The organism is Enhygromyxa salina, assembly GCF_002994635.1.
GTDB classification, from domain to species: Bacteria; Myxococcota_A; Polyangia; order Nannocystales; family Nannocystaceae; genus Plesiocystis; species Plesiocystis salina_B.
Map to the genome: position 1 here is coordinate 179,612 of NZ_PVNL01000030.1, position 26,537 is coordinate 206,148.

Here is a 26,537-nt window from a genome sequence, read left to right on the forward strand (position 1 = left end):
CGAGACGATCGCTGCCTCGACGCGGCCAACTTGCATGCCGCCTACCCCAACGAGAACGTGCCGGTCGAGTAGTCTGCGCACTTCACTAGATCCAATCCGGCGTGCTCGCTCAAGGCATCGTTTGGCGAGGCTGAAAGGCTCGTCGCTGCACGGTCCGATCGAGTCGAGATATCGTGCGGACATGACCTCACTATCCAAGACCCTTCACTACTTGATGTTGCTCCCAGCCGTGGCCCTGCTGCCGCTCAGCGGCTGCTCGGACAACGGTGGCAACACCGACGCTGCCGAGGAATCGACGACCAAGGCGACCGACACCGGGACCGAGAGCGCCGACGGCAACGACAGCATGATGGAAGCCGGCGACGGGGACGGGGACTGTGCGCCGATGCAGGCCGAGGCGGCCGGCGAGTGCGACCTGGTGCTCGGCGCGGCGTGGGACGGCGAGGCCTGTCACGTGTTGAGCGGCTGCGAGTGCGTCGGCGATGACTGTGCGGACCTGTTCGAGAGCGCCGAAGCCTGCGAGGCCGCCTACGCCGACTGCATCGGTGGCGGCGGGTGTGCGGGGCTCGGGTTCGAGGCCTGCGCTGCCAACCCAGCTTGCCAGCCGATCAACGGATCGCCGCTCGAGAACCTCGGCGACTTTGGCTGGTGCGCGCACGAGTCGGTCTATCTCGGCTGTAGCTCCGAGCTGGGCTGTGGCGAGGCGATCAGCTTCGCGTGTCCAGATCAGGGCGACGCCATCTACCAGACCGTCGACACCTGCCTACCCGACGTCGACTACTCGCCCTGTCAACCGCCGGACGAAGAGAGCGTCTACGAGCCCTGCCCGTGACCGCTCCAACGCGGTGAGCGGCCAACGCGAAGTCAGAAGAGCCGCCACCCAAACCCCCCGAGGGGGCTCCCGAGCCCTTCTCGGCGGGTTCACGGGGCACCCGAAAAACTCGGAAATCGCCGTGGAGTTCACGTACACTGCCCGGGCCATGACGTACGAAAATATTGCTGCGCCTGTCTTTGGTTTGATCCTTGCCCTCGGTTCGATCGCGTGCACCGACAAGGGCGGCGATGAGGGGCTCATCGATGACAGCACCACGGGGATCGGCGACGGCGACGGTGAGCCGGGCGACGGTGACGGCGATCCCGGCGACGGTGACGGCGATCCCGGCGACGGCGACGGCGATCCTGGTGACGGCGACGGTGACGGTGACGGCGACTCCGGCGATGGCGACGGCGACGCCGGGCTGTGCGGCAATGATCCCGGCTGGGGCACGGTGGCGATCGGCGAGCCGGTCAAGCACGTGGTCGGCAAGGACCACCTGGGCAACCCGATCAACCTGTGTGAGTGGGGCGGCACCCCGATCGCGCTCGACGTCGCGGCGGTCTGGTGCGATCCCTGTCGGCAGGCCTCGGCCTACCTCGCGAACGGCGCTGGCGGCGATCCCTTCAGCGGCCTCGGGCCGCAGCTGCGCGAGATGATCGACACGGGCAAGCTCATCTGGGTGACGGCGCTGGTCGAGGACGCCACCAGTGGCCCCGGCACGGTGGCCGACGCCGCCGCCTGGGATAGCCAATACCACCACGACAACATCCCGGTGATCGCCGAGGACGAGGTCCCGATGCTGTCGAATTACGTCATGAACACGTGCGTGCCCGCTGTCTACGTAATCGACCCCGAGTTGAAGTTCTTCGGCATCGACGACTGCCAGACCTGGAATCACCTCGCGGCCGCCGTCACTGAATACGGCGGCTGAGCTGTCTCGGCGGGGCGCCACTGTTCATCGCTCGGGTCATCGCTCGGGCGAGGCTTCTCTGTTCGCTGCCAACGAGCGCTCCGGTACGCAGTGGCGCCTGCAAGCGGGTCAGAATCCTGACCCGAGCTGACAAATACTGCGCGGGGTGAGAGCTGGTGCAGTCGCGCGTCTGAGCCACAGTACTCGGATGCGACGTGGGCTGACATTTTATCTCGAGACCTGGGCTCACGCGGCCCTCGCTAGAGTGGGCCGGGGCGGGTTGCACCACGTGCTCCTGGCGCTTGCGCTGGCTTGTTCGATGCTGGCGATCCCGGCCTGTGCCGGGTCGACCAAGGTCGACGAGGTCTGGCGTTCGCCGGACTGGCGGCCGGGCTTTCAGCACGTCGTCGTGTTTGCGATCGCCAAGCGGGAGGGCGTGCGGCGGGGCTTTGAAGACGGGGTGGTCGAGGCGCTGGATCGGGTGGGCGTTCGCGCGGTGGCTTCGTATAGATTGTTCCCAGGTGCTGGCGAGCTCGAGCCGAAGAGCCTCCACGCCACGCTCGCCAAGCACCAGATCGACGGGGCCCTGGTCGCGCAGCTGATCGCAGCCGACACCGATGCGCCCTTCGTGTCGACCACGCCCTATGTGGTCACGGGACCGGGGGTGGGTTTCTACGCCTACTATCACTCGATCTGCAGCCGCGTGTACTCGTCCGGGTCCGGCGTCGAGGAGCCGCGAGTCGTGATGATCGAGTCCAACCTGTACGAGATCGCCAGCGGCGAGCTGATGTGGTCGGGGCTGTCGGCGACCATCGACCCGAGCGACGTCGACGACGCGGTCCGCTCGTACGCGAAGGCGGTGACCAACGCGCTGAAGCGCGCGGAGCTGGTCGGAGGCCACCTGAAGCGCTGAGCTGACGCGGAGCTTCACGCTCTAGATTTCCAGGGCCGCTCCGGCATCATGCGCCAGTGACCGACCCCGCTGGTCCGCGGCCGCAGCCGCCCTCGCCGGTCGCGGAGGTGCTGCGCCTCACTGGCCCAGCGGTCCTGACGAGCTTGTTGCAGACCCTGGCGTTCCTGGCGGATCGGGTGATGCTCGCGCGTCACGGGGCGATCTCGCTGGGCAGCATGCAGATCTCGGGCACCGTGATGTGGTCGGTGTTCAGCGTGTTCTTTGGCGCGCTGATCGGGACGGTGGCCCTGATCTCGCGTCGGGTCGGGGCCGGAGAGCTCGAGCGCGCGCGGGTCGTCGCGCGGGCGGCCGTGCGGCTCGCGGCTGGGATCGGGCTCGTGGTCGGGACGGTCGGCAGCCTGAGCGCCGGCCTGATCGCCCAGGTCATGGCGCCGCCGGGCCCGGGCAGCGACGCGATCCAGGCGGCGGCGACCGTCTACATGCGCGTGGGCTTCTGCGCGTACCCGGCCGTGTTCGTGACCGCCGCGGGCGCGCTGATCCTCAACGGCAGCGGCGACACCAAGACGACCTTCTGGATCGGTGCGCTCGCCAACTTGCTCAACGTCGTCGCCAACTATGTGCTGATCTATGGCGCGACGATCGGGCCGCTCGAGATCCCCGAGCTCGGGCCAGCCGGGGCTGCGCTCGCGACCGTGTTGGCCTACATGCTCGCGTGCGGGCTGACCTTGGCGGTGTTGCGGCGCCCGAGCTGTCCGGTGCAGGTGGTCGACGTGTTCGGCCGCGAGCGCACGCAGGCGGCGTCGCTGGCCCGCCGCGAGGTCGTGCGCCTGAGCAGCCCGGCGATCGTCGAGCGCCTCGTGATCCACGTCGGCTATGTGTCGTTCGCGGCCGTGGTCGCGGCCCTCGGCGCGACGGTGATGGCGGCCAATCAGGCGCTGCTCACCCTCGAGTCGATCTGCTTTCTGGGCGCCGAAGGGTTTGGAGTCGCGGCCGCGACCGTGGTCGGACAGTTCCTGGGCCGCCGCGATCCCGACGGCTCGAGCCACGGTGGCGGCTTCGCGGCGTTGAGCTGTGCGCTGGCCCTGAGCGGGTTTGGCGTGCTTATCTGGGCGACGGCGGCGTGGACCCTGCCGATGTTCGTGGCCCCCGGCGAGTCGGGTGAGGGGCTGATCGACGCGGCCCAGCGCGCGATGCCGATCCTCGTGATCGCCCAGCCGATGATGGCGATCGCGGTGGTGCTCGGCCACGGACTGCGCGGCGCTGGAGACACGCGCTCACCCGTGGTGGCGGCGTTGGTTGGCGGGCTGCTGGTGCGGGTCGTCGGATGTTGGGTGCTGGGCGTTCAGCTCGGTCTGGGACTGCGCGGTGTCTGGATTGCGACGGCGCTCGACTGGACGCTGCGCAGCGTGATCCTGGGGGCAGTGTTCCTGCGTGGCCGCTGGCGGGCGCTCGAGCTGTGAACACGGTCTCGTCGCGCCCGACCCGCCAGCGCGCCCGCCTGAGGGGATGGTGACGATCGGTTGCCCAAAAAGCAGGGGGAATTGCTCGGCGACGCTCGGTGGGTTCTCCGGCGTGCCAGCGCAACGCGAGCGTAGATTGACGCTTACACGGGTTTGGAGCCGGTCAGAAGTGCGTCTTGGCGATTTTGAGCGCGGCTTTTGTCGGCTCGATCCAAGCCAAAAATCCGATACAGTAGCGGCATGCTCTCGCTCGTCCTCGTAGGTTCATTGCTCGCGGTCCCACCTCCCGCGCTGCCTGCTGAACCTGGACTGGTCGCGGGACCGGAGGTCGGTGAAGTGGAGGGCCCAGCGCCGATCGTCGTGGCCCCACCTGCAGACGCGCTGCCGGTCGCCGAAGAGGTCGGTCCGATCGTCGTCGCCTCCCCGCCAGGTGACGTGGCGATCGTCAGTGGCGATAGCGTGGTCGTGATCGACGGGGGCGTTGTGCAGCCACTCATCATCGACACCGCGCCGCGTGTGCAGGCCGTGCCCCAACCACCGTGGTCGGGCGCCGGTCGATTCGTGGGCGGTGCGGTCATGCTCACGGCGGGGCTCGGGCTACTCACCGCCGCGACCTTCGAGTTCGCCGATGGCCGCGACACCACCCAGCCGGTCGTCAGCCAGGTGCCCGCCGGGATCTCCATGTTGGCCGCGGGCGGGATCATGATCGGCACGGGCGTGCGGGATCAGCATCGGCTCAGCGAGTGGGAGGCCGCGACCAGGATCGACGCCAAGCCAATGGGCACCGGGCTGATCATCGGCGGCGTCACGGCGATCTCGCTCGGCTCGATGGCCGGTGTCGCAACCGCGATCGCGGCCGATCTGGATCTCGACGCGCCCCGCAGCATCCCCGCTGGCTGGGCGACCGCTGGGGTCGCGGTCGGGGGTGGTACGGCGCTGTTGATCGCCGGGATCGTCCGGCGTGCGCGCTATGGCAAGTGGCGCGACCGCGTGACGGGCGTCCCCATGGTCGCGCCGACCCGGGCGGGCGCGACGGTCGGCCTCGTGGGGCAGTTTTAGCCGGTTCTGATCCCAACTCCGACGTTGCTCAGCTCGGTTGGCCTACTCATGGGTAGGCCCAATTATTATAAATTTACAATAAAAACGACGATCGGAGATTAGTCACGTTCTGGCGGCTTGATCGCCTACTCATGAGTAGGTTACTCGTCTACTCGTGAGTAGGCAGTCAGCCGCCAACGATGTCAGCACGCCCGATCGCATCCTCGATGCGGCCGAGCGCGAGTTCGCGGCGGTCGGCTACGCCCCGGCCCGGCTGGCCGACATCTCGGCCCGAGCCGGCATTCGCCGACCCTCGCTGCTCTACCACTTCGCGTCCAAAGAGCTGCTGTATCGGGCGGTCGTCGAGCGGGCCTTTGATCAGCTCGGCGCCGAGCTGCTGCGCTTCACGACCGGCGAGGGCGAGTTCGAGGACCAGCTCGCCGCGGTCGTGCGCTCGTTCGCCAGCTTCCTCGAGTCGCGGCCCTCGCTCGCGCCGATCATCGTGCGCGAGCTGATCGACGATCCCGATCACGACAAAGACGCGATTCGCCGCGGCGGGGGCACGCCCGGTCGCACGATCATGCTCGAGCGGGTGGTCCCGCTGCTGTCGTTGGTCGAAGACTTTATTCGTGAGCGCGGCCAGGCGCGGGTGCGTCTTGGTCTGCCGATCCGCGCCGCGCTGGTTCAAGTCGCCGGCGATCTGTTGCTGCGCAGCGCGACCGGAAGTTTGCGCATTCCACTGTGGGGACCGGGCGACCACGCGCTCGACCTCGCCAATCTGCTGTTCCTCGCAACCCCACCCGTGAAGGCACCCCAATGACCCGCATCGTCCCTTTCTTCTTGGTGTTCATGTTGCCCGTGACCCTGGCGCTCGGCGTCGAGCTTGGCGGCCTGTGGACGATCGTCCCGCTGTTGATCACCTTCGGCATGATCCCGCTGCTCGACGCGCTGCTCGACGAGAACCAGGTCAACCCCGACGAGGCCGTGGGGCATCGCCGCATGTTCGACGTGCCGTTGCTGGCGTGGGTGCCCGTGCAACTGGCGACCACGGTCTACGTGCTGTGGCGGCTGAGCAGCGGTGACTTCAGCGTGCTCGAGATCGTCGGTAGCGTCGCCTCGCTCGGGGTGCTCAACGGCGCGGGTGGCATCAACATCGCCCACGAGCTGATGCACCGAAAGCACCCGCTGCATCGGGCCGCGGCCGAGATCTTGATGACCTGCGTCAGCTACACCCACTTTTGCGTCGAGCACGTGCTCGGTCATCACCGCCACGTGGCCACGCCCGAAGACGCCGCGAGCTCGCGCCTGGGTGAGGGTATCTATCGCTTCTATCCGCGCACCGTCCTTTGCAGCCTGCGCAGCGCGTGGGGGCTCGAGCGCGGGCGCTGTGCCCAGCGCGACATCGCGTGGTGGAGCCTGCGCGATCGGCGGACCCGCTACGCGCTGGTGCTCGCAGCCGTGTACCTTGGGATCTATCTGAGCATGGGTCCGCTCGCGCTGGGCTTGTTCATTGCCCACGGGGTTATCGCGTTCAGCCTGCTCGAGGCGATCAACTACGTCGAGCACTACGGGCTCGAGCGCAAGCGGCTCGCAAGCGGCAAGTATGAGCGGGTTCGGCCCGAGCACTCGTGGAACTCGGCCCACCGCGTGTCCAACTACTACCTGTTCAACCTGGCCCGGCACAGTGATCACCACTATCTCGCCAGCCGCGAGTACGATCGCCTGCGGCATCACGCCGCGGCACCCCAGCTGCCCAGCGGGTACGCGAGCATGGTGATCTTGGCGCTGTGTCCACCGCTGTGGTTTCGCGTGATGAACCCTCGGGTCGAGGCGTGGAACGCTCGCGCGGGGCAGGCCGCGTCAGACAGCGCCCCGGTTCGCGCGCCAGTCGGCGCGATCGCTTCCGAGGCCGCCTGAGCGACTGCGCGTGCGAGCGCTGGCAACATATGGCACTCGTTGCCATTGCTCGCATCGAAGTGTGTGATTGGTGAGGCTACGCCCGGCCACCCCAGCTGTTATTGTGTCGGCTGGTGGAGACGGGCAGCCCGAGCGGGAAGGTGGTCGCGGACGAGCCCGACTTGGCTGAACGCACACCTCGCGCCGGCCGCTACCAGCTCCGCGAGCGCATCGGCGAGGGGGCGATGGGGGTCGTGTACGCGGCCTTCGATCCGCAGCTGCAGCGCAAGCTCGCGGTGAAGTTCGTGGTGCCGCATCGTGACACGGCACGCGGGCGCGATCGGCTGCTCCGCGAGGCCCAGGCGATGGCGCGCGTGAACCACCCCAACGTCGTCAGCGTGTACGACGCGGGCGAGACCGGCGGGCAGGTCTTCATTGCGATGGACTACGTGTCCGGCGTGACCCTGGGGGACTGGCTGCGGAGCGGGTCGCGGACCTGGCGAGACGTGGTGGCGATCTTCGTCCAGGCTGGGCGGGGCCTCGCGGCGGCGCACGCTGCTGGGCTGATCCACCGCGACTTCAAGCCAGACAACGTGCTGGTCGACGAGCGCGGGGTCGCGCGCGTGGTCGACTTTGGCCTGGTTCGGCCGGTCGAAGAGTCGACCCAGGGTGACGATCCCGACGTGACGCCGCCAGAGCGCGTCGAGCCCCGCAAGCCCGACCTGCGCCGCTCGGACAAGGGCACGCTCGCCGACGACACCCTGACGCAGACGGGCGCGGTCGTCGGGACCCCTGCCTATATGGCGCCCGAGCAGGCCAAGGGGCTGGCCACCGATCCACGCAGTGATCAGTTCAGCTTCTGCGTCGCGCTATTCGAAGGTCTCTACAGTCGCCGTCCGTACGCGCTGGGCAACGCGGCTGACTCCTCGACGGAGCTCCTCGTCGAGCTGGGCGCTGACGCGTCGTCCGAGATCCCCGACCACGTCAACGCGGCGATTCGTCGCGGCCTGTCGCCCGAACCCGACGGTCGCTGGCCGTCGATGCAGGCGCTGATCACCGAGCTCGAGCGCACGCGCTCGAGCATCCCCTGGCGGTCGATGCTCGCGGTCCTCGTGGTCGCGGGTGTGGCCGCCCTGACAGCGACCCAGCTCGACGAGCTGCGCGCGTGGTGGGAGCCCGTGACCCTGACCTTTCCGGTCGCGGACGCGCTGATCGTCGAGCCCATGGCGCTGCACACCTCGCCGGGTGGGGACACCTACGCGGCCTCGACCCAGGCCAACCAGGGTCGGCTGGAGCTCCACTTCGAGCTGCCCAGCGCCGGGCGCTACTACCTGCACGGCTTGGTCTGGGAGGCGCAGCTCGGCGGTGAGCGCGGTGATCCAGACTCGTTCTTCGTCTACGTGGACGGCGGCGAGGAGAAGCTGTGGCACTTCGGCTGCCAAAACCAGCTGAACAGCGAGCACGTGCTGGTCGACAACTGGGCGTGGCAACCCGTGCTGCACATGGCCAACGCCGACTCCGACTGCGCGATCGACCCCGAGCTCGCGTGGGACCTCGACGCGGGGCCCCACCGGATCGTGCTGCGCAACCGTGAGGACGCGACCAGCCCCGAGACCGCGGCGCGCGTGGCTCGGGTGGTGATCACGAACCAGGGCGGCTGGCGACCGTGACGACGTCCAGCTGATCCTGCACGAGCGGCCCGAATGCGCGAGGATGTCGGCGATGTCTGCGGCCGACACGATCGACGCCCCCACCGACTTGTTCGAGGCGCTGCTGCGCCGCGACCCCAACACGCCCGCGATGACCGACGTCGACGCGTGGTGGCAGACCCACCTGGAGGTCACCCGCGGCGCCTCGCCAGCGGCCGCCGCGGTGCTCGGCGGGTTCGCGGCCGACCGGCTCGCCTTCGCGTTTGGCTCGGGCTACACCGCCGCGCTGCACCAGCTGTTGGGGCCCGATCGAACCTTGCTGCGTCGGGCCCTGTGCGCGACCGAGGCCGAGGGCGCCCACCCCAGCAAGCTGACGTGCACGCTCACCCTCGACGACAGCGGCGGCGGTCGGATCACCGGTGACAAGAGCTTCGCGACCCTGGGCCACCTCGCCGACGAGCTGCTGGTGGTCGCGGTCTGCGGGCAGGACGAGCAAGGCCGCAATCGCCTGCGCGTGGCTCGGATCCCCGCCGCGCGCGAGGGCGTCAGCTTTGGTGAGCCCGTCAGCCCCAACTTCGTGCCCGAGCTACCCCACGCCCCGGTGAGCCTCCGCGAGGTCCGGGTCGAGCCCGGCGAGCTGCTGCCCGGCGATGGATACCTGAGCGTGCTCAAGCCGTTTCGCACGATCGAGGACGCCCACGTGTTTCTCGCCGTGCTCGGGTGGCTGACCAAGCTCGGTCGTCACGTCGGCTGGCCTCACGAGTTTGTCGAGCGGGGTCTGAGTCTGATCGCGGGCTTGCTGCCGATCGCCGAGTCGTCGCGCCCGCTCTCGCCAGCCGTGCATCGGGTCCTCGGTGGGCTGCTCGCGGCCAGCACCGATCACCTGATCCGACTCGAGAACTCGCTGGCCTGGCGGGCGCTGGCGGAGCAGGACCGCGCTCGCTGGACTCGGGATCGCCGGCTGCTCGAGGTCGCCAGCGAGGCCCGAGGTGCGCGTTTGAAGTCCGCGCGAGGATAGCGAGCTGACAGATATTTTTGGTGCTGCAGCACTCCTCCTGGCATGCGATCACCCCACAATACAAACGCCGAGGCTGTCTCCACCGATCGGCGCTTCACCCTCTTCGTAGAAGGGCACACAGCTGGTCCCGGGCACATCCTCACATTGGCCGTCGCCGAGCAGCAGATCACAATACGAGGTGCAACAATTGTCGCCCTCACAAGTCGGCAAGTTCGCGACGCCCAAGCAGATGAGCCCCGCGTCGCAGTCGTTGACGTACTGACAGGGCTGACCGAGGAGAATGTGGGTGTCCGAGGGTTCACACGCGAACCCGACGCCATTCCAATAGCAGCCCAAGCCATCGCCGCAGGCTTGTTCCAGCGGATCACAGCTGAACACACACAAGTTGATCGAGCCCTCGTTGGCGATCAGGCACTCGCTCCCTTGCGCACATGCGGGATCGTCCGGGGTGCCGTCGCAAAACGAGTGGCATACGCCGATCCACGCGCCGTCGATCTCCTCGAGGTCCCAGCAGGCGCTGGTTGCGTCGCAATCGTCGGTGGCTTCGACCGGGCCGGCGTAGCTGCACGGCTCGCCCACGCTCTGGCCGCCGGTCACCGGTACACACAGGTTGGCGTCCCAAGACGCGCCCAAGCTGGCATAGGCCACGCACTTCTCACCCTCTGGGCAATCTTGCGCGAACGGGTCGCACTCGCACCCCCCGACTTCGGAGACAGCGACGAAGGTCAGCGACCCATCGGAGCTCTCGTCGCTGGTGGTGTCGTCGCTGGTGGTGTCGTCGCTCGTGGACGGCTCGGCTGTGGCCGTCGTGCTGCTCGTGGCGCTCGTGGTGCTCGTGGTGTCGACACCAGTTGTGCTGGTCTCACCGTCGCTGTCGTCGTTCACACCCGGGTTGTCGAGCCCGGGCGGGCCGCAGGCCACGACCCCGAGCAGCGTCAGCACCACCACAAATCGAACCGAACTCGAGAGATGGGTACGCGGTCCGGGGAGTGGTCGCATGGCTGAGAATCAAAGCTAACATAGCTGTCCAAAGCGTCAAGAGAATAGGTGAGAGCTCTACATCCTGTAGGCCAGGCCACGCCGACGAGCGCACACCCGCGAGCTGGCCAAGTCTTCCTGCGCCTCCGCGCAAGATCGAGCGCGAGCACGAGCTGTTCGCGCTCGCCGCCGATGGCCACGGGGCGCTCTCGTGGGTGAGACTCGAGGCGCAGCGACGAGCAGAGCGTCGACCTTGGTCTCGTCGAGCCCGAGCCGCTCGGCCTCGAGCTCGACGAGCCGCGCGTGGATCAGCATGCGCGCGAGCGAGCGGGAGTTCGAGACCGGGATTGGCTTGTCCGGGTTCTCCTCGCGCACAATGGCCTCGTGTGCTCGCCGAGCTTGGCCTCGGCGCCCGTCACAATTAGCTTCCGCAGTCGGTGGGGAATTCCGCGGGGAGCCCCTCCGCGTAGGGCGAGGGCTCGGTGCCGAATGGGTGCGCAAAGAAGAAGTTTGCCACCGAGCTGCCGTAGCCCTGCGGGATCGTGTGGCCGAGCCCGTGATCGCACATGAACGCGAAGTTGCCGTTGCCGCTCAGCTGGTTGAACCACGCGGTGCTCAGCGTCTTGAAGTTGACGGTCCCGCCAAAGATGTCGCTGTCGCCCCCGTGGATGATCATCGCCGCAAATTTATTGCTGGCATCCTCGAACGGCAGCTGCGAGAACGCGCCCCCGCTGAAGCTCGCCGCCGAGGCAATATAGTGCGATCGCGCCATTGAATAGGCGACGGTCTGCAGCCCGCCGGCCGACATTCCGGTGGTGTGGATCCTTCGCGGATCCACGCCGACCTGCTCGATCGCGCAGGCGACGATCTCGTCGGCCAGGAGCATGTCGTCATCGCGGCTCGAGCCATTGACGACGAACCAGGGGAATTCGCCGACGTCGTCGGCGGAATACGGCGCGGCCACGATCCCGCCAGCCGCGGTGATCGCCTCTATCACGGGCACCGAGAACGTCAACGCGGCCTCGTCGGGCGCCGAGGTGTACGCGTGCCAGTAGATCACCAGCAGCCCACCGGGCTGGGGATTGTCGCCGACCCACAGCCTCACGGTTCGCTGATCGATCGACCCCGGCGCGAACGGAATGTACCCGGTCTCGAAGGTTGGACACGCGCCGGTTGGGGTCGGCAGGTTGGCGGGCACGGGCTCGGCAGCGTCGCCGTCGCCGTCGCCGTCGCCGTCGCCGTCACCCGACTCATCGGTGTCCGCTTCGGTCGTGTCCCCGCTGGTGTCGGTGTCCAGCTCGCCGTCGCTGCCTGGCTCGGAGGTGCAGGCACACAGCAACAACGCAGGGATCGAAGCGAGCAGGAGGGAGCGCATCCCCGCAGTGTACACAAGCTGAGCCGGCTGTCAGCCGAGGTCTCGGTGCTTGAACGGGCGCAGCCCTGGGCCGTAGCTGCTGGCGATCTGCCCGTGCCCACGCAGCAACCAGCGATAGCTGAGCAAGCCCTCGACGCCCACAGGGCCGCGCGCGTGCAGCTTGCCCGTGGCGATCCCAACCTCGGCCCCGAGACCAAACCGATAGCCATCCGCGAACCGGGTGCTGGCGTTCACGAACACACAGGCGGCGTCCACCGCCTGCAGGAAGCGCTCGCCCGCGCTCGCCTCATCTGCGCACACGATCGCCGCGGTGTGGCGCGAGCCGTGCCGCTCGATGTGCGTGAGCGCGTCGTCGAGGCTGCCGACCTGCCGCACCGCCAGGATCATCTCGCCATACTCGGTGTCCCAGTCCGCGTCGCTCGCCGGCTCGACCGGGAGCCCCGCGGCCAGCTCGATCGTGGCTGGATCGCCGCGCAGCTCGACGCCCCGCTTGGCCAGCGCGGCCAGGCAGGCCCAGGTGGTCTCGCGGGCGTCCGCGTGCCACAGCAAGGTCTCGATCGCGTTGCAGGCGGCCGGGTACGAGCACTTTGCGTCGACGGCGATCGCCGTGGCTCGCTCGGCGTCGGCGTTGGCGTGAATGTACAGATGACACAGCCCTTCGGCGTGGCCGAGCACGGGGATCTTGGTCGAGTCCATGACCAATTGCACGAATTGGCCCGACCCGCGGGCAATGATCAGATCGACGTGATCGTGGCATTCGAGCAGTCCGCGAAATGCCGCGCGGTCCTCGAGCAGGGTCACGCAGGCAGTGTCGAGCTCGTGGGTGCGCAGGACCGCGTGGATCAGCTCGAGCAGCGCGACGTTGCTGCGCTGCGCCTCGCTCCCGCCCTTGAGCAGCACCGCGTTTCCGCTCTTGAGCGCGAGCCCGGTGATCTGCGGGACCGCGTCGGGCCGGGCTTCGAAGACCACCCCCAGCACCCCGAGCGGGCAGCTCACTCGCTCGAGCAGCAGGCCGTCGTCGAGCTCGCGGCGCAGCTGCGGGGCGCCGAGCAGCTCGGGCATGGCCGCGAGCTGGCGCAGGCCGTCGGCGAGCCCCGCGAGCTTGGCCGCGCTCAGGCCGAGCCGCGCGATCAGGGCAGGGGACAGCTGCTCGGGAGTGTGGGCCTTGGCCTTGGCAGCGTCGACGTCGGCACGGTTGGCGGCCAACAGCGTGTCGACGTTCGCGGGCGCCTCGAGGGCCGCCGCCAGATCACGCAGCAGCGCCGAGCGCTGGTCGCCAGTTTGTGCGGCGAGCTGCTTGCCCGCGCGGCGGGCCGCTGCGGCCATCGCTGGAATTGAAGTGGCTTCTCTCATGGATCGAGCTCTTGCAGGACCAAGTTGTCGCGGGTGATCAACGCATCATACCCGCGCCAGCCAAGAATGCGATCGATCTCGCGACTGTGGCGGCCAGCCAGCTGGCGGCAAGCGTTGCTGTCGTAGTTGACCAGCCCGCGACCCAGGGCCAGGCCGCTCTCGTCGCGCAGCTCGACGAGTCCACCAGTCGTGAAATTGCCATGGACCTCGATCACGCCGATCGGCAGGAGCGACGCCTTGGCCGCGCTCAACGCCGTGATCGCCCCAGCGTTGATGACCATCGCGCCGTCGCAGGGCGCGAGCGCGATGTGGCGGCGCCGCTTGGTGCGGCGCTCGGCGCTGGCGATGAAGGTGCCGATGTCGTCGCCACGCAGCGCTCGCTCGATCAGGTGCTCGGTGTGGCCATCGAGGATCAGGACGTCGACGCCGGCTTCGAACGCCAATTGGGCGGCCTCGAGCTTCGATCGCATCCCGCCCGTGCCGGCCGTCGAGCCACCGACCGCGCGCGCCAGCGCCTCGTCGTCCACGGCCTCGAGCGTGGGGATCCGACGGGCCGCCGGATCGTCGCGCGGGTTGGCGGTGTAGAGCCCGTCCACGTCGGTCAGCAACAGCAACAAGTCGGCGTCGAGGGCCGCCGCGACCCGAGCCGAGAGCCCGTCGTTGTCGCCGAACACCGTGGTGGTCTCGGTCCCGCGGCGCTCGACGATCTCGCGCACGCTGACCGAGTCGTTCTCATTGAGGATCGGGATGGCGCCGAGCTCGAGCAGGCGCAGCAAGGTGGTGCGCAGGCACAAGGCCCGATCGGGATCAGCCAGATCCTCCTGGGTCAGCAGCACCTGCGCGACCTCGACATCGAGCTGACCAAACGCCTGGCTGTACAGCGAGATCAGCCGACCCTGGCCCGCGGCGGCGCAGGCCTGACGCAGTCCGAGCGAGAGCGGGCCCTCGAGCCCAAGCGCCTTGCGCCCGAGCCCAACGGCGCCGCTCGAGACCACGACCACGTCCTTGCCCGCGCGGCGCAGGCCCGCGAGCGACTCGACCAGCGCGAACACCCGACCCAGCGCGAACTCGCGGCCGTGGTGGGTGACCACGTGGGTCCCGAGCTTGACGACGATCCGGTGGGCGTCGCGGAGGCGCTGGCGCATCGCCGGAGTATATAGAGTCCCAAACCGGACGCTACGGCGGTAACAGCAGGCCGGGCAGCTGGGCCCGCCGAGCCTCGAACTCAGCGCGAACCCCCGATGCGATCCTGGCCTCGCGCAGATCGATGCGCTCGAGCGTGGCGATCGCCGGGATCCGCTCGAGCATCTGCGCGAGCCCAGTGTGATAGGGCAGCGACTCGCCAAGTGATCGCAGCGTCAGCGATCGGAGCTTGGCGAAGCAGGGCAGCTGCAAGGTCGCGAGCAGGTGTCGCTGCAGCGGGCCCTGGTGTTCATCCCAGTAGTCGTAGGTCTGAGTACCAAACTCGAAGTGCTCGAGTCTCGGCGCGTCGAGGCCGGCGAAGGTCGACGTGATGTCGTCGCCGGGAAACCGCAGCACGACCCGCAGCGCGTTCAAGGCCGGCGTCGACACCTGCTCGAGCTCGAGCTCGAGGGCGTCGAGGCTCAGCTCGCGCAGGCGCTCGAAGCACGCGTCGTGCAGGGTCAGGCGCCGGAGCTCGGACAGGTCGAGCGCCCGCAGGCTCGTCGCGCAGCTCGATCCGGCGAGCAGGTCGCCGAGCGCAGGGTGCTGGGTGAAGCTGCCCGCGAGGGTGAGCCTGCGCAGGCCGGCCGCGACCGGGAGCAACAAGAACCGCTCGAGCAGCGTGTTGGCGTGGAGCGGACCGCTGGCGTCACGCGTGGGCAGCTGCGCGTCGGTGATGTTCGGTCCAGCCCAGCGCAGCGAGGCGTGCCCAATGATCCCTCGCGCCGGACCCAGCAGGTGTGGGGCGTGCTCGTCGACGACGCGGGCGAGCTCGCGGCTGCGCTGCTGGGCTCGCTCGGGATCGGCGGCGCCATCCAGCGCCAGCGCGGCGGCGCCAACCAGGCCGCGCGGGTCGCCCTGAGCTTGTAGCCAGTCGCTGTAGACCGCGGCCGTCCGCTCGAGCGCGCCGCCCTCTGGCTCGGTCTCGGCCATCTCGAGCTCGAGCGCGCGGTCGCGGGCGCTGACGCGAGAGAGAATTTCGACCTCGCTGCCCGCCTCGACCAGCCCGGCCACAGCCCAGCGGTGGCGCTGTCGATCGATCGCCTCGAGCAGCGCCTCGAGCCCCCCGTCGCCGGGTCGTGTGGCGACGTTGTGGCCCCATGCGCCAAGGTGCCCGCGGGTGCACACCAGCTCGACGCCGATCACCGAGAGTCGCTCGCAGACCTGCTCACCGCGCCGATCGTGACTGGGCGCAAACGCGTAGCGATGCGCGTGGGCGTGCTCGATCGAGGTCGTGGCCCCAAACCGACCGAGCCGCTCGCAGGCGTGCGCCGCGAGACTTGGCGGGACCGCGTCGAGGATGATCTGACCTTGCTCGACAGCGTCTTTGGCGAGCTTCAGTCCCATGCCCGTCAAGATCCGGACCTCCTTGATCGTCGTGATCTTGCGGCGCGCGGGCGCCTGCACGCGCACGGACACAAATCGCTCGAAGCCGCGTGCATCGAGCGCGCGGGCGAGTTGTCCGATCGTCGGATCCACGCTGTCCATCTCCTCCATGGGCCTGAGGTATGCGCCAGGCCGGCGCCGCCGACTGGCGGACGCCCCTGGCCGATGGATCATGACGAGCGCGGTGGCGTCGTCGAGACCCGAGCGCCCGACAATCTTGCTGGGTTTGTCCAGGCGGCGTCCCCCAGGCCGCAGTTTTTTAGGGTTCAGCCGTCGAGGTGGTGGGAGCGTGCGACACCAGGACGGGGCACCGGGACGCGGCACCGGGACGCGCACGTGGACACGTGACGTCGCAGGCATCACGTGGCTTGCGACAGCTTTCGATGGCGTCACTGGATGGATCTGTGGGACGACCAAAACCAAAAGACGACACTCGCGACCGAATGAATACGTGCAGTACATTCGTGTGACGGTGAAACGTGCGGTGTCATATATATGAGCAGTGCGGTGCATGGTGCCGTCAAACTCGGAGTTCCGATCATGAAACACCTCCAACAAATCACTCGCTCGCGCGCCACGGGCAGCCTGGCGTTCTTGCTGCTGGCGACCCCGGCGTGTGGTGTCGACGACCTCGATTCAGTCGCTGGATCGGACAACCTCGAAGATGTCAGCGAGCCGCGTGACGGCGGGTTGGTGCCCGTTCCCAGCCTCGTCTGGATTGAGGGGCTCCTCACCCATGGCGTGGGCTGTGCAGGTCCGTCTACGGTCTTCAGCGACATTAGCCTCGACAGAAGGAGCTTCTACGTCATCTTCTTCGAGATGACGCTCCGGAACCCGCCCGGCGCACCGGTCAAGACCAAGAACTGCGTGGCGAGCGTCAAGCTCCACGTGCCCAGTGGCTGGCAAGCGTCCGTCAAAACGGTCACGACAAACGGCTATGTGTACCTCGAAGAGCTCATGACCGCCCGCCAGACGACAAACTACTTCGTGGCTGGTTACCCGCTGGACTATACCGCCGAGCTCGAGTTCGAGGGACCAATCGAGCAGTTCTACACCCACTCCGACACGAGTCCAGCCTGGTCCAGTGTGTGGTCGCCATGTGGCAAGCCGGCCATCTTTGGGATCAACACCACGCTGACCCTCAACGCTGTGTCCAACCCGGATGGCGTTGGCTTCTTCAACAGCACGGACGTTGCTGGCAACTTCAAGAAGAGGTTCGCTATCGACTGGCGCGAATGCTGAGTCCGCAATCTCGGTCCGCCGTGTGATCTGCGCATCAACGGTGCCGCGATCCTGTGACTACAGCGCCAACAATCGTGACCAAACCAGTACATGCAATCCGTTCGGGTGACAATCTGCGGGGGCGGTGTCATGGTCTAGTCGTCGCGGTGCATGGGGCACCGTCTGGTGTAGGAGGTACAGCATGAATGACCCCAAGAACAGTGTCTTCGTCCGCTCCGGTGCCGCCGTCATTGTGCTGATCGGCGCGTGTGCATGCAATGTCGACGGCGACGAGCCAGTCGACGACGAGAAGATGATCGTCATCACGGATCAGGATATCTTCGACGTTGACCAGATACCCGCCCCGCCGGGCCCGAACATGGCTGTGCCCAACCCGAGCGAGGTCTCGCTCGAGAGCATCGTCGCCAACGGCACGGGCTGTCCGGCTGAAGATCTCGGGTCGGTCGTCTCTCAGCTTTCCAACGATCTGACCAGCCTCACGCTGAGGTACAACGACATGCTGCTCGGCGCCCCTGCGGGCCCGCCAGGGCCGCCCGTCAACACCGTCAATTGTGTGGTGAGCGCCAAGATCCAGGTTCCCATGGGCTGGCGGTTCTCGCTGGCGTCAATCGAGACCCGCGGCGAGGCAGCCCTCGAGCAGGGGCTCCACGCGCGGCACCTCTCGGACTTCTTCTTCGTCGGGAGCCCGGGGTTTGACGCGGTCAATGAGCTCGACGGCGACATTGATGCCCGCTTCGTGTTCGTGAACACTGTCCCGCCGGGGGCGCTCACGTGGTCAGCCTGTGGCGGCTCGGTGCTGTTCGCGATGAACACCTCCTTGGTCCTCAACGCGATCAACAACCCCCAGGGCGAGGGCACGGATAGGGTGCGGACCAATAAATATATCATCCAGTGGCAAAAGTGCTGATGTGAGCGTTGGGCTGCCGGCCGCTCCTGCGCGGGTGACCTCGCCGAAGATGCGGCGTGGGCATTGCCAGATGGTGCCCCGCGCAGCCGAACTGATACCCGCAATCCATTCGGTGGTCATGGTGGGGTGCAGTGCCATAATGGTCATCGATGCGGTGCATGGGGCACCGTCCTCGTGGGAGATGTCATCATGAAGGATCTACACAAGAGTTTTATCGCCCGATCGGGCGCCATCGCCATCTTGCTGGGGGTCGCCCCCGCATGTAGTGCCGATGAGCAAGAGTCGATCGACGATCAGGACATGGTCGTGGCCGTGGACGACCCGTTCGCTGACGAGCTCGACGTCGAGGAGCTGCGCGCAGCCCCGCCGGGCCTCGAGCAGGTCGTCGGTGATCCGAACATCGTTGTCTCTCCCGACGATGTATATATTGAGGACATCGTCACGAGCGGCGTGGGCTGTCCAAAGCCCGGCTCGGCGGTGGGACAGATCTCCAGCGACAGGAAGAGCTTCATCCTGATCTTCAAGGACATGCTGCTCACCAACCCGCCGGGCCCACCGATCAAGACCACGAACTGCGTGGCCAGCGTCAAGCTCCATGTCCCCAACGGTTGGCAAGTCTCGGTGGCCACGGTGAACACCCGCGGCTATGCGTTCCTCGAGAAGGGCATCAGGGCGCGGCAGACCTCAAACTACTTCTTTGCCGGTCAGCCAGTCGGGTTCAGCGCCCACAGCGAGCTCAAGGGCCTGTACGACGACTTCTATGTCTTCACTGACCACGTGCCGTTCCAGTCGCTCGTGTGGTCGCCATGCGGCGCCTCGGCGATCTTCGCCATCAATACATCGTTGCTGCTCAACGCGATCGCCAACCCCAACGGCAACGCTATCTTCAACACCACGTCCGTTGACGGGCAGTTCCGCAAGGTGTTCCATTGGCAGTGGCAGCAGTGCTGACCAGCCCGTGAGCGCCGACGCGAGGTGTCGGTCGAGCGTGGCGAGACGGGGGGAAGTCTCCCCGCCTCACTCACGTGAGCGCCCGCTGTCGCCCGAACCACGCAGGGGGCTCGGCACGCCTCGCCGGGCCGAGCGGCCATGCAGGTCGCGCGAAGTTCGCGCGGCGCTCGCAGGCATTGACCGCCGACAGCTAGAGGCGTAGAGCTGCGCCACGATGCCCCGCAAGTATGTCTACTCGTTCGGCGAAGGTGCGGCCGAGGGCCGCGATGACATGAAAGATCTGCTGGGCGGCAAGGGAGCCGCGCTCGCCGAGATGTGCAACGCGGGGATCCCCGTCCCGCCAGGCTTCACGATCACCACGCACGCCTGCACGCTGCATCGCGATCTGGGCACGGTCCCGGCCGAGGTCTCCCGCCAGATTGACGAGCACCTCGCGTTGCTCGAGGAGCGGATGGGCCGCAAGTTCGGCGACGCCAACGAGCCGCTGCTGGTCTCGGTTCGCTCGGGCGCCAAGGTCTCGATGCCGGGCATGATGGACACGGTCCTCAACCTCGGCCTCAACCCCAAGTCGGTGCAGGGGCTGGCGAAGTCGAGCGGGGATCCGCGGTTCGCCTACGACGCCTACCGCCGATTCATCATGATGTACTCGAACGTGGTCCTGGGTCTGGACCGCGCCCCCTTCGAGGCGGTCCTGACAACGGCGCGTCGCAAGGCTCGCAGGCAGAGCGACTCGCAGCTCGACGCCAAGCAGCTCGAGAAGATCATCGCCGCGTTCGAGAAGATCGTCCGCGATCAGACGGGCAAGCCGTTCCCGCGTGATCCCCACGCGCAGCTGCGCGGCGCGATCGAGGCTGTGTTTGGCTCGTGGGACACCGAGCGGGCCAAGCACTATCGCAAGCTCCACGACATCTCCGACGCGCTCGGGACCGCGTGCAACGTGCAGGCGATGGTGTTCGGCAACCGGGGTGATCGCAGCGCGACCGGGGTCGGCTTCACCCGCAACCCGGCCACGGGCGAGCGCGAGTTCTATGGTGAGTTCCTGCAGAACGCCCAGGGCGAGGACGTCGTCGCAGGCATCCGCACGCCGCTGCTGCTCGCCGAGCTCGAGAGCATTTTGCCCGAGGCCTACGCCGAGCTGCAGGACATCACGCTTCGGCTCGAGCGCCACTACGGCGACATGCAGGACTTCGAGTTCACGATTGAAGAGGGCAAGCTGTTCATGCTGCAGACCCGCGCTGGCAAGCGCACCGGGATCGCGGCGGTGCGGGTCGCGACCGACATGGTCGACGAGGGCCTGATCACCCGTGAAGAGGCGGTGATCCGGGTCGAGCCCGTGCAGCTGCTGCAGCTGCTGCACCCGGTGTTCGATCCCGCGGATCGGGCCAAGTACGAGGTCGCGGCGCGGGGCATCAACGCCTCGCCCGGGGCCGCGTGTGGGCAGCTGGTGTTCACGCCCGAGGACGCCGTGACCGAGGCCGAGGCCGGAAACAAAGTGGTGCTGGTCCGCCACGAGACCAGCCCCGACGACATCCACGGCATGCACGCGGCGGTCGGGCTGGTGACCGTGACCGGTGGCATGACGAGTCACGCGGCGGTGGTCGGGCGCCAGATGGGCAAGCCGGCGGTGGTCGGCTGTGAGGCGCTGCGCATCGACACGGCCCGCGAGCGGCTGCAGATCAACGGTCAGACGATCGGGCGCGGTGACTGGCTGTCGATCGACGGAACCACGGGAGAGGTCATCTTGGCCCAAGTCGCGACCATGCCCTCCGAGGTCGTGCAGGTCGTGACGGGCAAGCTCCACCCGTCCAAGAGCACGATCTTCGCCGCGTTCGAGCGGCTGCTCGACTGGGCGGACCTGACCCGGCGGCTGCGCGTGCGAGCCAACGCCGACACCGGGGCTGACGCTCAGATGGCGCTGGCCTTGGGGGCCGAGGGGATCGGCCTGGCGCGGACCGAGCACATGTTCTTTGGGGCGGATCGCATGCCAAAGATGCAGCAGATGATCCTGGCGCGGACCGAGCCCGAGCGGCGCAAGGCCCTCAAGAAGCTGCTGCCGCTGCAGCGGCGTGACTTCCTGGCCCTGTTCAAGGCCATGAACGGGCTGCCGGTCACGATCCGGACCCTGGATCCACCCTTGCACGAGTTCTTGCCCAACCCGACCGAGCTCAAGGTCGAGATCGAGGTCTTGAAGGCGACCACCAAGACCACGGGCAAGGGCAAGCAAGCGAAGGCGGCGGCGGCGGAGCTCGAGGCGCTCGAGTCCGTGTATGAGCGGGTGCTCAGCCTGAGCGAGATCAACCCGATGCTGGGCTGGCGTGGCTGCCGGCTCACGATCTTGGTGCCCGAGATCATCGAGATGCAGGCTCAGGCGCTGTTCGAGGCCGCGGCCAAGTGCATCGCAACTGGCGTGCCGGTCGACCCGGAGATCATGATCCCGCTCGTTGGTGACGCGGGGGAGCTCGCGCTTCAGCGCGAGGTGGTCCAGCGGGTCGCGGGTGAGGTCATGCGCAAGCGTGGGATACACATCACCTACAAGATTGGCACGATGATCGAGCTGCCCCGCGCGGCGCTCACCGCCGACGCGATCGCCGAGCACGCCGAGTTCTTCAGCTTTGGCACCAATGACCTGACCCAGACGACCTTCGGCTTCAGTCGGGATGACGCCGGAAAGTTCCTGGGCCACTATGTCGACCAGGGGATCTTGCCGCGCAATCCGTTTGTGTCGATCGACCGCGAGGGGGTCGGCGAGCTGATGCGGATCGCCGTCGGCAAGGGCCGCACCGCGCGTCAGGGTGTCAAGATTGGGATCTGCGGCGAGCACGGCGGTGACCCGCAGTCGGTCGGGTTTTGCCACGACCTCGGGCTCGACTATGTCTCGTGCTCGCCGTACCGAATTCCGGTCGCGAGGCTGGCGGCCGCGCAGGCGGTGCTGCACGAGCGTGGGGTCGAGGAGCTGCGCACCCGGGCGCGCAAGAACCTGCGCTACAAGACGCCGCCGACCTACCACGGTACGGCGCGGGGCTCGACGGACTGAGGCGACCGCTGACCGAGCCAACTGACACCGCCGATCCGCTTGCTGACTTTCAGGCTGGGCAGCGCAAGCGTCGGCTCGTGGGGCTGGCGATCACCGTGGCCGTCATCGCAGCGTTGGGCGCCGGCTGGGCGTGGTTGCAAGCGACCGGTCTGCCGCCCTTGGACCCCGATGACGCGCGCCAGGTCGCCGAAACGTTGGACCAGGTCGACACCTTGCCCCGGGAGTTTGATCGACGGAACCGCCGCCCGACGCATGAGCGCGGGTCGCTTGATCCTCGCCCACGCCGCGTGGGGCTGGCTCGTCGATCATCACTCCGAGACCGAGCTCGAACGTCGGGTGCTGCGGGTGTTCGTGCAGGGGTGAGGTGATGCACCCTATGGGGACCTTGCGGAGCAAAGTCGAGCCTTGACGCATTCGTTTCTGGGGCCGCGCTGGAGCCCCAGTGCTAGCGTGTCGACGCGCTGCTCGACCACCTGCAACGACGATTGATGACGGAACTCTAAATGACGCGAATGATCCAAATATCCATATTTGCTCTGGTGTCTCTTGGCGGCCTGTTGCTTGGCGCGTTGGCGCACGACGAGGCGAGGGCGCCGTCGGTCAAGGCACGAGGTCTCGAGGGGCTGGCTAGACAGGCAAGATCCGTCAGGTTGACGGACGAGGTCGGGCAGCTTCGCGGGCTGGTCGAGCGAGACAGCCAGCGCGAGGACGCTCAGGACCTCGATTTCGAGCAGATGGTCGCCCGTGATCGCTACATTGCGGAGCGACGGGCCGCGGCGATCACCGCCGCCGCTGACCGAGAGCCCGTGGACATGGACTGGGCGCCAGTCACAGAGCGACAGATCGCCGAAGGGCTCGCCGACAACGGGCCGCCGGGTGCAAGGCTGATCTCGGCCGTCTGCATGAGCACGCTGTGCATCGTCGAGATCGAGCATCCACCGGGGGATGACGGCACCGGACACGTGAACTGGCTGAGCGTGTTCGGTCTCTCGCGGGGGTTCCTCATGCGTCACAGACCCGAGTCGGGCGCTGGCGCTCGGACCGTCGCCTACCTCGCGCGATCCGGACATGCGCTGCCGCCCGCTGAGCCTGGACGACCGGGCGGGCGCGATAAATCTAGTAGCTTCGAGTGAGATATAAACAGTCGACATCGACACAAACAGAGAGAAGAACGCAACCATGAAGTGCAAACATAAACCCAACAATCGGACCCGCGCCGGCATCGGCTTCATCACCATCTCCATGCTCACGCTCGCTGGAGTCGTCATCGGCGAGTCGACGAGCCAGACCGCGATGGCATCCGACAATAAGATCTTACCTGGGCACGCGTGCATGCCGGTCGGCCTCGCCTCCTTGGTGACGGACTACAGTAACCCCGAATTCATCAGAAACGCGACCCTGCTGGCGCAGGCGCACCGATACATGTGTCCCGTGGTGCGCGACGACACCAACGGTGAGCTGGACTTCGTGCGGGTCCGGACCGAGAACAATGAGTCGACCGGGGCCGTCCCAACGTGCACGGTCTGGTCCGTGTCCGTCGACGGAAACGCGATTGACTTCGAGACCGTGGTGGCGGACCCGGGCTTGGGGTTTCGGAACCTGGAGTTCTCGCTCAGCGGCTTCATCGAGTTCGATCACGGGCACTACGTGATTGAGTGCTCGCTGGGCAAGAACGACCGCATCTACAGCTACCGGACCAACGAGGACTGATGAGAGGCAGCGCTCGCTGATCAATTCGAGCGCCAGCGCTGGCGGGGGGGCGACCGCGCGATGCGGTCGCTCCCTCGTCGGATCATGGGAAATGAGGACCGATGACGAAATCAATTGGACGAATGATGGGTGTATCGCTGATCGTGCTCGGGTGCGTTGGCGTGCTGGTGCATGCGTCGTGGGACCGGGCCGCTGCTGGCGCGCGCGCGTACGTGGAACCACCGCCGCCGCTCGTCTGGTCCGCGCGGACGCCGACCAGTGACTGGTATGACGATGGCGACGAGGACGAGTATATTGGCGATGACTTGGACCTCGGGGGCCCTGAGTGGGCCGAAGATGCAGAGATTGCCGCGATCGCCAGTGCCGAGGACGAGGACGAGGACGAGGACGAGGACGACGACGACGACGCCGACGATGACAATGAGGGCGACGAAGAGCGGGTTGACGACGGCGACGACGACGACGTCGAGATCGCCGCCCGCACGCGTGCGCTCGTCGACCAGAGAGTCGCGCAGATTAGCGCCGTGGCGGATAGCGAGGCCGTGGACACCAGCTGGGCTCCGGCCGCGGAGGTCGACATCGCCGAGGGGATCGCTGCACACGGGCCGCCAGGTACGAGGCTTGTCTCGACGCGCTGCCGAACCACCCTCTGTATCGCCGAGTTCGAGATCCCGCCCAACGCCGAAGCCGCCATGCACATGAGCTGGCTGGCGGGGGCCGGCCTGTCGCGTGGCTTGTTCGTGCACGGGCAGGTAGAGGCGGACGCGAGCGGTCGAACGGTCGCCTACCTCGCGCGCGACGGCTACTCGTTGCCCTGAACAGCTGGGAGCCGCATCCACAAGCGCGTCGGCGAAGCTGGCACTCGGGCACCAGTCGCCAAGTGCGCGCGTGGGTTTCGCGCACACCGGCCCCGAGAAAAAAACTTCCGGTCCGTGTCGATCGAGCCTGTCGAGCTTCGTCGCACTGGTGAACCAGCGGCGCAAGAGCGACGCTCAACCCAGGAGAACGAAGACAATGCGAGTGATGGTGATCGTGAAGGCAAGCCAGGATTCCGAGGCGGGCGTGATGCCCAGTGAGGACATCCTGCGAGACATGGGCAACTACAACGACGAGCTGGTCAAGGCCGGGATCATGCTGGCCGGCGAGGGCCTGCACCCGAGCGCGCGGGGCAAGCGGGTGCGGTTCTCGGGCAAGGCACGCACGGTCATCGACGGCCCGTTCGCCGAGACCAAGGAGCTGATCGCGGGGTTCTGGCTGTGGCAGGTCAAGTCGATGGACGAGGCGATCGCGTGGCTCGAGCGCGCGCCGTTTGACGGCGGCACCGAGATCGAAGTGCGCCCGGTGTTCGAGGCCGACGACTTCGGGGCCGAGTACACGCCCGAGCTGCGCGAGCAGGAAGACCGCCAGCGGGCCGAGATCGAGCGTCAGCAGCGATCGTGAGCAACACCGCACAGTCGCGCAGGGCCGTCGAGGCGGTCTGGCGGATCGAATCGGCCAGGCTGATCGGCGGCCTCGTGCGACTCGTGCGTGACGTCGGGCTCGCGGAGGATCTCGCCCAAGAGGCCCTGATCGCGGCGCTCGAGCGCTGGCCGAGCGCGGGGATCCCCGACAACCCCGGCGCGTGGCTGATGACCACGGCCAAGCATCGCGCGCTCGATCATCTGCGCCGCGCCCAGATGATCGAGCGCAAGCACACCGGGCTGCGCGAGGGCGACCCGGCGATCGAACTCGCCAATTTCGAGGCCGCGCTCGACGACGACGTCGGCGACGATCTGTTGCGGCTGATCCTGATCGCCTGCCACCCGCTGCTCTCGGTCGACGCTCGCGTCGCGTTCACGCTGCGCATGCTCGGCGGGCTCTCGACCGAGGAGATCGCCCGCGCGTTCCTGATCACCGAGTCGACCGTCGCGCAGCGGATCGTCCGGGCCAAGCGCACGCTGAGCGAGGCCCGGGTGAGCTTCGAGGTGCCGCGGAACGCCGAGCTGGCGGCGCGACTCGAAGCCGTGCTCGAGGTCGTCTACCTGATCTTCAATGAGGGCTACGCGGCGTCACGAGGTGAAGACTGGCTGCGGCCGGAGCTGTGCGACGACGCGCTGCGGCTCGGCCGGATCCTCGTCGGGCTCGTCCCCGACGAGGCCGAGGTCCATGGCCTCGTCGCGCTGATGGAGCTGCAGGCTTCCCGTGCACGCGCGCGGACCGGGCCGGATGGCCAGCCGATCTTGTTGCTCGACCAAGATCGCGGGCGCTGGGATCAGCTGCTGATCCGCCGGGGCCTGGCTGCGCTCGCGCGCGCGTGGGCGCTGCGGACTGGCCAGGTCGGGCCGTATACTTTGCAAGCCGAGATCGCGGCTCGCCATGCCCGCGCGCGTCGGCCCGAGGACACCGACTGGCCGGCGATCGTGGCGCTCTACGACGCGCTGGTCCAGCTCACGGGCTCGCCTGTCGTCGAGCTCAACCGTGCGGTCGCGGTCTCGATGGCCGAGGGCCCCGCGGCCGCGCTCGAGCTGCTCGATGCGCTCGTCGACGAGCCCGCCCTGCGTGGGTATCACCTGCTGCCCAGCGTACGCGGGCACGTGCTGCTCGAGCTTGGGCGCAAACGCGAGGCGCGAGCCGAGCTCGAGCGTGCCGCCTCGCTGGCCGGCAACGCGCGCGAACGCGAGCTGTTGCGCGCGCGAGCCCGCGAGCTAGACGGCAGCTCGTAAAATCCTGTCATACCGA

23 protein-coding genes are annotated in these 26,537 nt (G+C 67.6%); 18 read left to right on the forward strand and 5 right to left on the reverse strand.

Annotation, left to right across the window (positions count from 1 at the left end; all coding sequences use genetic code 11):
* The first annotated feature begins 181 nt into the window (after window positions 1–181).
* The 9 genes from ENSA7_RS05670 (at window position 182) to ENSA7_RS05710 (ending at window position 9,701) form a co-directional block, all read left to right on the forward strand.
* Window positions 182–832, forward strand: a complete 651-nt coding sequence (locus tag ENSA7_RS05670) for a hypothetical protein (protein ID WP_106088167.1) — start codon at window positions 182–184, stop codon at window positions 830–832.
* Window positions 833–980: 148 nt separating this feature from the next.
* Entirely contained in the window at window positions 981–1,748 is a 768-nt protein-coding gene (locus ENSA7_RS05675) for a TlpA family protein disulfide reductase (protein WP_146157370.1), read from the forward strand.
* A gap of 268 nt (window positions 1,749–2,016) precedes the next feature.
* Entirely contained in the window at window positions 2,017–2,640 is a 624-nt protein-coding gene (locus tag ENSA7_RS05680) for a hypothetical protein (RefSeq protein WP_146157371.1), read from the forward strand.
* Between the two features lie 56 nt (window positions 2,641–2,696).
* Window positions 2,697–4,100 carry an MATE family efflux transporter gene (locus ENSA7_RS05685; protein ID WP_106088170.1) on the forward strand — a complete coding sequence of 468 codons (1,404 nt, stop codon included), beginning with the start codon at window positions 2,697–2,699 and terminating at the stop codon, window positions 4,098–4,100.
* A gap of 240 nt (window positions 4,101–4,340) precedes the next feature.
* Window positions 4,341–5,159 carry a hypothetical protein gene (locus ENSA7_RS05690; protein ID WP_146157372.1) on the forward strand — a complete coding sequence of 273 codons (819 nt, stop codon included), beginning with the start codon at window positions 4,341–4,343 and terminating at the stop codon, window positions 5,157–5,159.
* Window positions 5,160–5,313: 154 nt separating this feature from the next.
* Complete coding sequence (locus ENSA7_RS05695; RefSeq protein WP_106088172.1) at window positions 5,314–5,958, forward strand: TetR/AcrR family transcriptional regulator; 645 nt, start codon at window positions 5,314–5,316, stop codon at window positions 5,956–5,958.
* Window positions 5,955–7,055: an alkane 1-monooxygenase gene (locus ENSA7_RS05700; RefSeq protein ID WP_106088173.1), complete on the forward strand. Its 1,101-nt coding sequence runs from the start codon at window positions 5,955–5,957 to the stop codon at window positions 7,053–7,055. The genes ENSA7_RS05695 and ENSA7_RS05700 overlap by 4 nt, the downstream gene beginning before the upstream one ends.
* 161 nt (window positions 7,056–7,216) lie before the next feature.
* On the forward strand, window positions 7,217–8,704 hold the full coding sequence (locus ENSA7_RS05705; protein ID WP_146157373.1) for a serine/threonine-protein kinase: 1,488 nt from the start codon (window positions 7,217–7,219) through the stop codon (window positions 8,702–8,704).
* Between the two features lie 52 nt (window positions 8,705–8,756).
* Window positions 8,757–9,701 carry an acyl-CoA dehydrogenase middle domain-containing protein gene (locus tag ENSA7_RS05710; protein ID WP_244923721.1) on the forward strand — a complete coding sequence of 315 codons (945 nt, stop codon included), beginning with the start codon at window positions 8,757–8,759 and terminating at the stop codon, window positions 9,699–9,701.
* Window positions 9,702–9,749: 48 nt separating this feature from the next.
* Here ENSA7_RS05710 and ENSA7_RS05715 read toward each other — a convergent pair whose 3' ends face one another.
* The 5 genes from ENSA7_RS05715 to ENSA7_RS05745 form a co-directional block, all read right to left on the reverse strand.
* On the reverse strand, window positions 9,750–10,643 hold the full coding sequence (locus ENSA7_RS05715) for a ribulose phosphate epimerase (protein ID WP_146157374.1): 894 nt from the start codon (window positions 10,641–10,643) through the stop codon (window positions 9,750–9,752).
* 457 nt (window positions 10,644–11,100) lie between these two features.
* On the reverse strand, window positions 11,101–12,054 hold the full coding sequence (locus ENSA7_RS05725) for an alpha/beta hydrolase family protein (RefSeq protein ID WP_181233228.1): 954 nt from the start codon (window positions 12,052–12,054) through the stop codon (window positions 11,101–11,103).
* A gap of 30 nt (window positions 12,055–12,084) precedes the next feature.
* Window positions 12,085–13,407 carry a glutamate-5-semialdehyde dehydrogenase gene (locus tag ENSA7_RS05735; protein WP_106088179.1) on the reverse strand — a complete coding sequence of 441 codons (1,323 nt, stop codon included), beginning with the start codon at window positions 13,405–13,407 and terminating at the stop codon, window positions 12,085–12,087.
* Complete coding sequence (gene proB, locus ENSA7_RS05740; RefSeq protein WP_106088180.1) at window positions 13,404–14,552, reverse strand: glutamate 5-kinase; 1,149 nt, start codon at window positions 14,550–14,552, stop codon at window positions 13,404–13,406. The genes ENSA7_RS05735 and proB overlap by 4 nt, the downstream gene beginning before the upstream one ends.
* A gap of 31 nt (window positions 14,553–14,583) precedes the next feature.
* Window positions 14,584–16,086, reverse strand: coding sequence for a ribosomal protein L7/L12 (locus ENSA7_RS05745; protein WP_181233230.1), 1,503 nt, complete (start codon window positions 16,084–16,086; stop codon window positions 14,584–14,586).
* Between the two features lie 483 nt (window positions 16,087–16,569).
* On the opposite strand from ENSA7_RS05745, the gene ENSA7_RS05750 reads away from it, so the two are divergent.
* From ENSA7_RS05750 to ENSA7_RS05795, 9 genes are all read left to right on the forward strand, one after another.
* The gene (locus tag ENSA7_RS05750; protein ID WP_181233232.1) at window positions 16,570–17,217 is read left to right on the forward strand and encodes a DUF4360 domain-containing protein; all 648 of its coding nucleotides are present in this window, start codon (window positions 16,570–16,572) and stop codon (window positions 17,215–17,217) included.
* Between the two features lie 181 nt (window positions 17,218–17,398).
* On the forward strand, window positions 17,399–18,124 hold the full coding sequence (locus ENSA7_RS05755; RefSeq protein ID WP_106088182.1) for a DUF4360 domain-containing protein: 726 nt from the start codon (window positions 17,399–17,401) through the stop codon (window positions 18,122–18,124).
* Between the two features lie 189 nt (window positions 18,125–18,313).
* Window positions 18,314–19,075, forward strand: a complete 762-nt coding sequence (locus ENSA7_RS05760) for a DUF4360 domain-containing protein (protein ID WP_146157376.1) — start codon at window positions 18,314–18,316, stop codon at window positions 19,073–19,075.
* A 214-nt stretch (window positions 19,076–19,289) separates the two neighbouring features.
* Window positions 19,290–22,109 (forward strand): pyruvate, phosphate dikinase, encoded by a 2,820-nt coding sequence (gene ppdK, locus ENSA7_RS05765; protein WP_106088184.1) that lies wholly within the window; start codon window positions 19,290–19,292, stop codon window positions 22,107–22,109.
* A gap of 650 nt (window positions 22,110–22,759) precedes the next feature.
* Window positions 22,760–23,242: a hypothetical protein gene (locus tag ENSA7_RS05775; RefSeq protein WP_146157377.1), complete on the forward strand. Its 483-nt coding sequence runs from the start codon at window positions 22,760–22,762 to the stop codon at window positions 23,240–23,242.
* 46 nt (window positions 23,243–23,288) lie between these two features.
* Window positions 23,289–23,819 carry a hypothetical protein gene (locus tag ENSA7_RS05780; RefSeq protein WP_106088187.1) on the forward strand — a complete coding sequence of 177 codons (531 nt, stop codon included), beginning with the start codon at window positions 23,289–23,291 and terminating at the stop codon, window positions 23,817–23,819.
* A 125-nt stretch (window positions 23,820–23,944) separates the two neighbouring features.
* Entirely contained in the window at window positions 23,945–24,637 is a 693-nt protein-coding gene (locus tag ENSA7_RS05785; RefSeq protein ID WP_146157378.1) for a hypothetical protein, read from the forward strand.
* Window positions 24,638–24,833: 196 nt separating this feature from the next.
* Window positions 24,834–25,259 (forward strand): YciI family protein, encoded by a 426-nt coding sequence (locus tag ENSA7_RS05790; RefSeq protein ID WP_106088189.1) that lies wholly within the window; start codon window positions 24,834–24,836, stop codon window positions 25,257–25,259.
* Window positions 25,256–26,521: an RNA polymerase sigma factor gene (locus ENSA7_RS05795; protein ID WP_106088190.1), complete on the forward strand. Its 1,266-nt coding sequence runs from the start codon at window positions 25,256–25,258 to the stop codon at window positions 26,519–26,521. Before ENSA7_RS05790 ends, ENSA7_RS05795 begins: the two co-directional genes overlap by 4 nt.
* The last annotated feature ends 16 nt before the right edge of the window (window positions 26,522–26,537 follow it).